7 protein-coding genes are annotated in these 8,598 nt (G+C 58.4%); 4 read left to right on the top strand and 3 right to left on the bottom strand.

The window, feature by feature from the left end:
• Window positions 1-144: 144 nt before the first annotated feature.
• On the bottom strand, window positions 145-492 hold the full coding sequence (locus QZH36_RS04320; protein ID WP_301251724.1) for a SymE family type I addiction module toxin: 348 nt from the start codon (window positions 490-492) through the stop codon (window positions 145-147).
• A gap of 431 nt (window positions 493-923) precedes the next feature.
• On the opposite strand from QZH36_RS04320, the gene gvpU reads away from it, so the two are divergent.
• Complete coding sequence (gene gvpU / locus QZH36_RS04315) at window positions 924-1,349, top strand: gas vesicle accessory protein GvpU (RefSeq protein ID WP_253454561.1); 426 nt, start codon at window positions 924-926, stop codon at window positions 1,347-1,349.
• A 130-nt stretch (window positions 1,350-1,479) separates the two neighbouring features.
• Here the strand turns inward: gvpU and mfd are convergent, their stop codons facing one another.
• Together mfd and QZH36_RS04305 are read right to left on the bottom strand one after the other, a co-directional pair.
• A complete protein-coding gene (gene mfd / locus QZH36_RS04310) occupies window positions 1,480-4,923 on the bottom strand; it encodes a transcription-repair coupling factor (protein WP_253454560.1) in 3,444 nt (1,147 codons plus the stop codon).
• Window positions 4,924-5,000: 77 nt separating this feature from the next.
• On the bottom strand, window positions 5,001-5,210 hold the full coding sequence (locus QZH36_RS04305) for a hypothetical protein (protein WP_125289634.1): 210 nt from the start codon (window positions 5,208-5,210) through the stop codon (window positions 5,001-5,003).
• A gap of 247 nt (window positions 5,211-5,457) precedes the next feature.
• On the opposite strand from QZH36_RS04305, the gene lolC reads away from it, so the two are divergent.
• The 3 genes from lolC to lolE are packed head-to-tail and all read left to right on the top strand — an operon-like array spanning window position 5,458 to window position 8,598.
• Window positions 5,458-6,657: a lipoprotein-releasing ABC transporter permease subunit LolC gene (gene lolC, locus QZH36_RS04300; RefSeq protein ID WP_301729702.1), complete on the top strand. Its 1,200-nt coding sequence runs from the start codon at window positions 5,458-5,460 to the stop codon at window positions 6,655-6,657.
• The gene (gene lolD, locus QZH36_RS04295; RefSeq protein ID WP_125289636.1) at window positions 6,650-7,354 is read left to right on the top strand and encodes a lipoprotein-releasing ABC transporter ATP-binding protein LolD; all 705 of its coding nucleotides are present in this window, start codon (window positions 6,650-6,652) and stop codon (window positions 7,352-7,354) included. Before lolC ends, lolD begins: the two co-directional genes overlap by 8 nt.
• The gene (gene lolE, locus QZH36_RS04290) at window positions 7,354-8,598 is read left to right on the top strand and encodes a lipoprotein-releasing ABC transporter permease subunit LolE (protein WP_253454558.1); all 1,245 of its coding nucleotides are present in this window, start codon (window positions 7,354-7,356) and stop codon (window positions 8,596-8,598) included. Before lolD ends, lolE begins: the two co-directional genes overlap by 1 nt.

Below are 8,598 nucleotides of genomic sequence, written 5' to 3'. Positions count from 1 at the left end.
AGCAAGCCAGCAAGCCAGCAAGCCAGCAAGCCAGCAAGCCAGCAAGCCAGCAAGCCAGCAAGCCAGCAAGCCAGCAAGCCAGCAAGCCAGCAAGCCAGCAAGCCAGCAAGCCAGCAAGCCAGCAAGCCAGCAAGCCAGGATGGCTTACACAAAGCCCCCGTTACTCCGCCTGAACACTGGTGCATCGTCGCTATCCTGCAACGCGCCGGGGAAATCCTTTATCCACTGCTTCACCTTTTTATGATTGATATGCGCTACGCTCAATCCCTCAACACAGCCCCACAGCTCGCGGCCGTTTTGCGCCGTGATCACAATACATTCCGGCATCACGCGTACTTTCAGCGGCATCCCTTCGGCAAAGCCTGCCTGTTCTATCCACTCGCCGCGTAAAAATATTGCTCGGTGCGCGGCGCGGCTGTAAAACTCGCAGCGAGTGGTCGGCTGCGGCGCTTCAGTTACGCGCGGTTCTGACTTACAATCCTTCTTAGCCATGATTAACTCCCAAACAGTTATTTGTGGTTAGCGGTGATAGCGGGCTCCACCCCGTTATTACCGCGCTAAAAACACCTCTCTTCTCCTTCTTCCTGTCTTCCCTCATTGCTTAAATATACGCCTTCTCCTGTGCAAACTCGCTGAAAACGCAACGATAAAATGCGAGGCAGTTCCACAAACTGCATTAATGTTTTTCTCTGACGTACCTCGCCTGGTTAATATCTTTTTTTACCATTGCTGAAACCGATTTCTGTGCCGGACGACAGGCTATTCAACGATAAATAACGGCAAGTCGGGGCGGACAGGCAATCCTCGCCAGACGGTCAGCGGCGGAAAATCGGCGATCGGCGTCCGACTGGTCAGCGACCCGTTCTCCACTAAACTCATTAAGGTAGTTGATAGATCCCCTTTATAACGGCAAGGAGAACGGCATGTCTGAACAAAGTGAAATGACTAACGTGTTCGCCAGTAAAATGCGCGACGCCGATCTGAACTTTATCGCTAATATCGCCAGTAAATTGGGCGTCGGCCTGGGCGTTACGCTGTTTGTAAAAGGCGCGCTGGTAACGGGCAACACCATTTCCGGTAAGGAATATTACGAGAAAATCGTCGAGTTTTTTGGCGACGCGCAGGAAGGCACGGTAGAGCAGGCGATAGCGAATTATTTTAAACGCACCGGCGAGGCGTACTACACGCCGGAAGATGACGACGCGTCAGTGCCGCTTAATTTTTTGCATCTGAAAGATGTCGCCTTCCGGTTAGGATCGGAAAAGTTCTCGCATCATAAAAACGGGCTGTTAAGGATTAAAATAGAAGAGATAGATGGCTTTATGTTGGGCATTTCGTCGAACGAATAATAGCGCGGCGTGCAGAGCTTTAGCGGAGAATAATCGTGTTAGCCTGTTATGCTCAGGCTAACCGTGCACCTGTTCGGTAAAGCACGCCGTTGCAGCCTGCTGAGGGCAGGCGGCAACGGCAGCAGACGCATCAGGCGGCGTTTTCCAGCACCTGCGTCATAAAGTCGCGCACCCATTTCACCCGCAGCTTGCGCTCGGCGAGGTCGCGCACAAACTTCAGCTTCGTTGGGCCGTCAAGCCGCCAGTTCTGCGGCTCTTTTTGCAACAGGCCAATCAGCCAGGACGGGTCGGCTTTGTTTTTCTCCGCAAACTCGATAAAACCGCCTTTCTCGCTCGCTTCAACGCGCCGGATGCCAATTTTCTTCGCCAGCAGGCGCAGCGTGGCGATATCCAGCAGGTTGCGCGCCGGGTCCGGCAGCTGGCCGAAGCGGTCAATAAGCTCCACTTTCAAATCGTCCAGCTCGCCTTCCTGCTGCGCGCTGGCGATGCGCTTATAGAACGACAGGCGGGTATTCACATCCGGAATATAATCGTCCGGCAGCAGCGACGGCATCCGCAGTTCGATATCGGTCTGGCTGTTGGTCAGATCTTCCAGCGACGGCTCGCGGCCTTCCTTCAGCGCGTCCACGGCGTTTTCCAGCAGCTCCATATACAGCGAGAAGCCAATCGTCTCCATCTGGCCGCTCTGATCCTCGCCCAGCAGCTCGCCCGCGCCGCGAATTTCCAGATCGTGCGTTGCCAGCGCAAAACCGGCGCCCAGATCCTCCAGCGAGGCGATCGCCTCCAGACGCTTGTGCGCGTCGGTGGTCATCGCTTTTGGATGCGGCGTCAGCAGCCACGCATAGGCCTGATGATGCGAACGGCCCACGCGGCCGCGTAGCTGATGCAGCTGCGCCAGGCCAAAATGGTCGGCGCGCTCGATAATAATGGTATTCGCGGTCGGGATATCGATGCCGGTTTCAATAATCGTGGTGCAGACCAGCACGTTAAAGCGCTGATGATGGAAATCGTTCATCACCCGTTCCAGATCGCGCTCGCGCATCTGGCCATGCCCCACGGCGACGCGCGCTTCCGGCACCAGCTCCGCAATGCGATGGGCGGCTTTTTCGATGTTCTCCACGTCGTTATAGAGGTAATAAACCTGGCCGCCGCGCAGCACTTCACGCAGGATAGCTTCGCGTACCACCAGATTATCGAACTCGCGGACAAAGGTTTTCACCGCCAGACGACGGGCAGGCGGCGTGGCGATAATCGACAGGTCGCGCATGCCGCTCATCGCCATATTCAGCGTGCGGGGAATAGGCGTCGCGGTCAGCGTCAGAATATCAACATCGGCCCGCATCGCCTTGATGCGCTCTTTATGGCGTACGCCGAAGCGGTGCTCTTCATCCACAATCAGCAGCCCCAGATCGCGCCATTTGATTTCGCTTTGCAGCAGCTTATGGGTGCCGATCAGAATATCAATTTTGCCTTCACGCGCTTCTTCCAGGATCTGCGCCTGCTCTTTCGCGCTGCGGAAACGGGAGAGCATTTCAATGCGCACCGGCCAGTTGGCGAAGCGATCGCGGAAGTTGTCATAATGCTGCTGGGCGAGCAGGGTGGTCGGCACCAGCACCGCAACCTGCTTGTGGTTCTCTACCGCGAGGAAAGCGGCGCGCATCGCCACTTCGGTTTTACCAAAGCCGACGTCGCCGCACACCAGGCGATCCATCGCCAGCGGCTGGCACATATCGCTGAGCACCGCGTTAATCGCCTGCGCCTGATCCGGCGTGGTTTCAAACGGGAAGCTGTCGCAAAACAGCTGATACTGCTCGCGATCGTGCTTAAAGGCAAAGCCCGCTTTGGCCGCTCGCTGAGCATAGATATCCAGCAGCTCGGCCGCCACATCGCGGACTTTTTCCGCTGCTTTCTGTCGCGCGCGCGACCAGGCATCGCTGCCGAGCTTGTGCAGCGGCGCGTTTTCGTCCGCGCCGCCGGCATAGCGGCTAATCAGATGCAGCGACGAGACCGGCACGTAGAGTTTGGCGTCTCCGGCATAGGTCAGCATCAGGTATTCCGCCGTGATGCCGCCGGTTTCCAGCGTGGTCAGGCCAATATAGCGGCCGACGCCGTGCTCCAGATGCACTACCGGCTGGCCGGGATGCAGCTCGGCCAGGTTGCGGATCAGCACGTCCGGGTTGATAGAGCGGCGCGTGTCCTGACGGCGGCGGCTGACGCGCTCGCCCAGCAGATCGCTTTCGCAAATCAGCGCGCGGTTGCGCAGGCTGTCGATAAAGCCGTGCTCGCTGGCGCCGACGATCAGGTAAGCGCCGGGCTGCTCCGCCTCATGCAGCGCGTGAATGGTCTTCGGCACCAGCTTGATGCGGGCCAGCAGCTCCTGAAGCGCCTCGCGGCGGCCTTCGCTCTCTACCGAAAAAATCACCGGGCCGCTGAACGATTCCAGAAAACGACGCAGCGCATCCAGCGGCGCTTTTGCCTGCGCCTGGACGGCCAGGTCGGGCAGCGGCTGATAGCCCAGGTTAGTGTTGACGGCTTTTTCCGGCAGCGCCTCATTTTTCAGCTGCACGCGCGGCCAGTTTTTCAGCTCGCTGAACAGTTCGTTGGTGCGCAACCACAGCTTTTCCGGCGGCAGCAGCGGACGCATCGGATCGACGCGACGGTTTTCAAAGCGCGCCATCACTTCCTGCCAGAAGCGTTCCGCTGCGCCTTCCAGATCGCCGGTGTTAATCAGCAGCGTATTGGCCGGAAGATAGCTGAACAGCGCGGGCAGCGACTGCTCAAAAAAGAGCGGCTGCCAGTATTCGATACCGGACGGCAGCGTGCCTTTGCTGACCTGCTGGTAAATGTGCTCGGCCTCGCGCCGGACGTCAAAGTGCTCGCGCCACTGGGTGCGGAACAGCTCAATGGCCGCTTTGTCCGTAGGAAACTCGTGCGCGGGCAAAAGATTGATCGCCTCGACCTCTTCCAGCGTGCGCTGGCTGTCGACGTCGAACAGGCGCAGGCTGTCGATTTCATCATCGAAAAAGTCGATGCGGTAAGGCTGCTCGCTGCCCATCGGATAGAGATCCAGCAGCGCGCCGCGCGTGGCGTATTCGCCGTGCTCCATCACCTGATCGACGTGACGGTAGCCTGCCTGCTCCAGCTGGGAACGCAGCGTATCCCGCGACAGGCGCTGGCCCTTGCGCATCACCAGCGCATGGCCATGCAGAAAACTGTGCGGACAGACGCGCTGCATCAGCGTGTTAACCGGCAGGATCAGCACGCCTTTTTCCAGCGAGGGCAGATTATAAAGCGTGGAGAGACGGGAAGAGATGATTTCCTGATGCGGCGAAAAGCTGTCGAAAGGCAGCGTTTCCCAGTCGGCCAGCGTTAATACCGGCTCATCGGTAAACTGGCGGATTTCATCCTGCAGCCGCAGCGAGGTTTGCATATCCGGTGCGATAAGCATCACGGGGCCGCCGTGTCGCGCCAGGATTTCAGCACATTCCACCGCACAGGCGGCACCGGTTAATTGTCCCAGCTGGCGCTGGTCGCCTGCTTTTGCTGGCAGGGTATATCGGGCTTGTTCAGGCATAGTCAGTTAGTCGGTCTCTTCACATAAAGGGAGAGCAGAAAACGACGCGTTTCCTGTTCGGCTAACCGAGTATACCTCTATTTCGGCGATTGTTGGGTGTAGTGCATTCTGGGTCGGTCAATGTTTGCCCAAATGAGTTCTTTTTCGCCGTGATAGCTGTGATTGCCATCGTCCCACTTCACGTAATAGCCCGCCGGCGCATCGCCCTGTTCAAACACGTTGACGACCAGTCCTTTAATTTCGCCCGTTTTATGCCGGACAATACTGCCTTTTTCATACTTTGACATTATGACCACTCCCGCCTTTACTCTACGCTGCTCCCTTTAAGGGATAATTAAGTCTATGCCCTTTTTTGCGTAATAATTGAGTAATTAACGGTCGTTTTTAGTGTGATATTTCGCCAATAAAAGCGCGTGTCGCAAGAGATAACAAAACTTAGCAAAAGAGTCAGCGGCTTAGAGGTTCCATAACGCCGGGCTAACCTTTATCATCTTCGATCACTTTTTGCCTTATTACCGCCAGAAGACGGATTACATGTATCAACCTGTCGCGTTATTTATCGGCCTGCGTTATATGCGCGGGCGAGCATCAGACCGCTTCGGGCGGTTTGTATCCTGGCTTTCCGCCATCGGCATCACGCTGGGGGTGCTGGCGCTGGTCACCGTGCTGTCGGTGATGAACGGCTTTGAACACGAGCTGGAAAAAAGCACCTTAAACCTGATGCCCCAGGCGCTGATTAGCAGCGAGAAAGGCTCGATCGACCCGCAGCAGGTGCCGGCGGATTCGCTGCAGCTGAAAGGCGTCAGTCGCGTCACGCCGCTGACCACCGGCGACGTGGTGCTGCAAAGCGCCCGCAGCGTCGGCGTCGGCGTTATGCTGGGCATCAACCCTGACGAGCCGGATCCGCTGACGCCGTATCTCGCCAATGTGAAGCAGAGCGACCTACAGCCCAATCAGTACCGCATTATCGTCGGCGAACAGCTGGCGGAACAGCTTGGGCTGAAGCGCGGCGACCAGCTGCGGCTGATGGTGCCGTCCGCCAGCCAGTTTACGCCGATGGGGCGGCTGCCCAGCCAGCGCCTGTTTACCGTTATCGGCACGTTCGCCGCCAACAGCGAGGTGGACGGCTATCAGATCCTGGTCAACCAGCAGGACGCCTCGCGCCTGATGCGCTATCCGGCTGGCCATATCACCGGCTGGCGGCTGTGGCTGGACAAACCTCTCCAGGTGGATACGCTCAGCGAGCAGAAGCTGCCGGACGGCCTGGTCTGGAAAGACTGGCGCGAGCGCAAGGGCGAGCTGTTCCAGGCGGTGAAGATGGAGAAAAACATGATGGGGCTGCTGCTCAGCCTGATTGTCGCCGTCGCCGCGTTTAATATCATCACCTCGCTGGGCCTGCTGATTATGGAAAAGCAGGGCGAAGTGGCGATCCTGCAAACTCAGGGGCTGACCCGCCGGCAAATTGTGCTGGTATTTATGGTGCAGGGCGCAACCGCCGGCATCGTTGGCTCGCTGGTCGGCGCGCTGCTGGGCGTGCTGCTTGCCAGCCAGCTGAATAATCTGATGCCGCTGATCGGCATCTTCCTGGATGGCGCGGCGCTGCCCGTCGAGATTTCCGCCATTCAGGTGGCCACCATTGTTGTTATCGCGATGGCCGTGGCGTTGCTTTCCACGCTCTATCCCTCCTGGCGCGCCGCCGCCGTTCAACCCGCTGAGGCTTTACGTTATGAGTAACCCGATTCTGTTGCAGTGCGACAACCTGTGCAAACGCTACCAGGAAGGCAGCGTCCAGACGGACGTCTTGCGTAATGTTTCTTTCAGCGTGGCGCCTGGCGAAATGATGGCGATTGTCGGCAGCTCCGGCTCCGGCAAAAGCACCCTGATGCACTTGCTGGGCGGGCTGGATACGCCAACCTCCGGCGACGTGGTGTTTAACGGCAAGTCGCTGAATGGCATGTCTTCGTCGGCAAAGGCGGAGCTGCGCAACCGCGAGCTGGGCTTTATCTATCAGTTCCACCATCTGCTGCCCGATTTCAGCGCGCTGGAAAACGTCGCCATGCCGCTGCTGATTGGCAAGGCCAGCAAGGCGCAGGCCGAGGCGAAAGCCATTGATATGCTGCGTGCGGTTGGTCTGGAAAAGCGGGCGGCGCACCGGCCTTCCGAGCTTTCGGGCGGGGAACGGCAACGCGTGGCGATTGCCCGCGCGCTGGTAAACAATCCGCGTCTGGTGCTGGCGGATGAGCCGACCGGCAACCTGGACGCGCGCAACGCCGACGCCATTTTCGATCTGCTGGGCGAACTGAACGTGCGTCAGGGCACCGCTTTTCTGGTGGTGACGCACGATCTGCATCTGGCGAAGCGGCTTAACCGCCAGATGGAAATGCGTGACGGCGTGCTCAGCGAAGAACTGACGCTGGCGGGCATGGCGTAATGGCAAGTTCTCTTTCTCTGCTCCTGGGCCTGCGCTTCAGCCGTGGGCGCCGTCGCGGCGGTATGGTATCGCTGATTTCAGCGATCTCTACGGTTGGCATCGCGCTGGGCGTGGCGGTGCTGATTATTGGCCTCAGCGCCATGAACGGCTTCGAACGCGAGCTGAATAACCGCATTCTGGCCGTGGTGCCGCACGGCGAAATCGAACCGGTCAACCAGCCCTTTACCGGCTGGCAGTCGCTGCTGCCGAAGGTGGAGCAGGTTCCGGGCATTGCGGCGGCTGCACCCTATATCAATTTCACCGGCCTGATTGAGAGCGGCGCAAAGCTTCAGGCGATCCAGGTTAAAGGCGTCGATCCGCAGCAGGAAACCAAACTGAGCGCGCTGCCTGCCTATGTGCAGAATAATGCCTGGCAAAGCTTCGGCGCGGGCAAGCAGCAGATTATTTTAGGTCAGGGCGTCGCCAACAGCCTGAAGGTAAAGCAGGGCGACTGGCTGACTATTATGATCCCCAACAGCGATCCCGAACATAAGCTGCTCCAGCCGAAACGCGTGCGCCTTCAGGTCAGCGGCATTCTGGCGCTGAGCGGGATGTTGGATCACAGCCTGGCGCTGGTGCCGTTGCAGGATGCGCAAAATTATCTGGCGATGCGTGACAGTGTCACAGGTATCGCGCTGAAGATGACCAATCCGTTTGCCGCGCAGAAGCTGGTGCGGGACGCGGGCGAAGTGACGCACGCCTATGTCTATATCCGCAGCTGGATTGGCACCTACGGCTATATGTACCGCGACATCCAGATGATCCGCGCCATTATGTATCTGGCAATGGTGCTGGTGATCGGCGTGGCCTGTTTTAACATTGTCTCCACGCTGGTCATGGCGGTGAAGGACAAGAGCGGCGATATTGCGGTGCTGCGCACGCTGGGCGCCAGGGACGGACTGATCCGCGCTATTTTTGTCTGGTACGGGCTGATGGCTGGCCTGCTGGGCAGCGTCAGCGGCGTGGTGGTCGGCGTGCTGGCGGCCTTTAACCTGACGCCGATTATCCACGGTATCGAAACCTTAACCGGCTACCACTTCCTGTCCGGCGATATCTATTTTATCGATTTTCTGCCGTCAGAAGTGCACTGGCAGGATGTGGGCATCGTGCTGCTTACCTCGCTGCTGCTGAGCCTGATCGCCAGCTGGTATCCGGCCAGACGCGCCAGCCGCATCGATCCGGCGCGCGTGCTGAGTGGGCAGTAG

The sequence above is a fragment of the Erwinia wuhanensis genome (assembly GCF_030484085.1).
GTDB lineage: Bacteria > Pseudomonadota > Gammaproteobacteria > Enterobacterales > Enterobacteriaceae > Erwinia > Erwinia aeris.
Note: the sequence above shows the minus strand (reverse complement) of the source record. Positions and strands in the feature narration are given on the sequence as shown.

What these genes read in the sequence shown, in the direction of transcription:
- QZH36_RS04305 (WP_125289634.1), bottom strand. Translation starts at nt 5,210, where the DNA reads ATGTCAAAGTATGAAAAAGGCAGTATTGTCCGGCATAAAACGGGCGAA.
- mfd (WP_253454560.1), bottom strand. Translation starts at nt 4,923, where the DNA reads ATGCCTGAACAAGCCCGATATACCCTGCCAGCAAAAGCAGGCGACCAG.
- gvpU (WP_253454561.1), top strand. Translation starts at nt 924, where the DNA reads ATGTCTGAACAAAGTGAAATGACTAACGTGTTCGCCAGTAAAATGCGC.
- lolE (WP_253454558.1), top strand. Translation starts at nt 7,354, where the DNA reads ATGGCAAGTTCTCTTTCTCTGCTCCTGGGCCTGCGCTTCAGCCGTGGG.
- lolC (WP_301729702.1), top strand. Translation starts at nt 5,458, where the DNA reads ATGTATCAACCTGTCGCGTTATTTATCGGCCTGCGTTATATGCGCGGG.
- lolD (WP_125289636.1), top strand. Translation starts at nt 6,650, where the DNA reads ATGAGTAACCCGATTCTGTTGCAGTGCGACAACCTGTGCAAACGCTAC.
- QZH36_RS04320 (WP_301251724.1), bottom strand. Translation starts at nt 492, where the DNA reads ATGGCTAAGAAGGATTGTAAGTCAGAACCGCGCGTAACTGAAGCGCCG.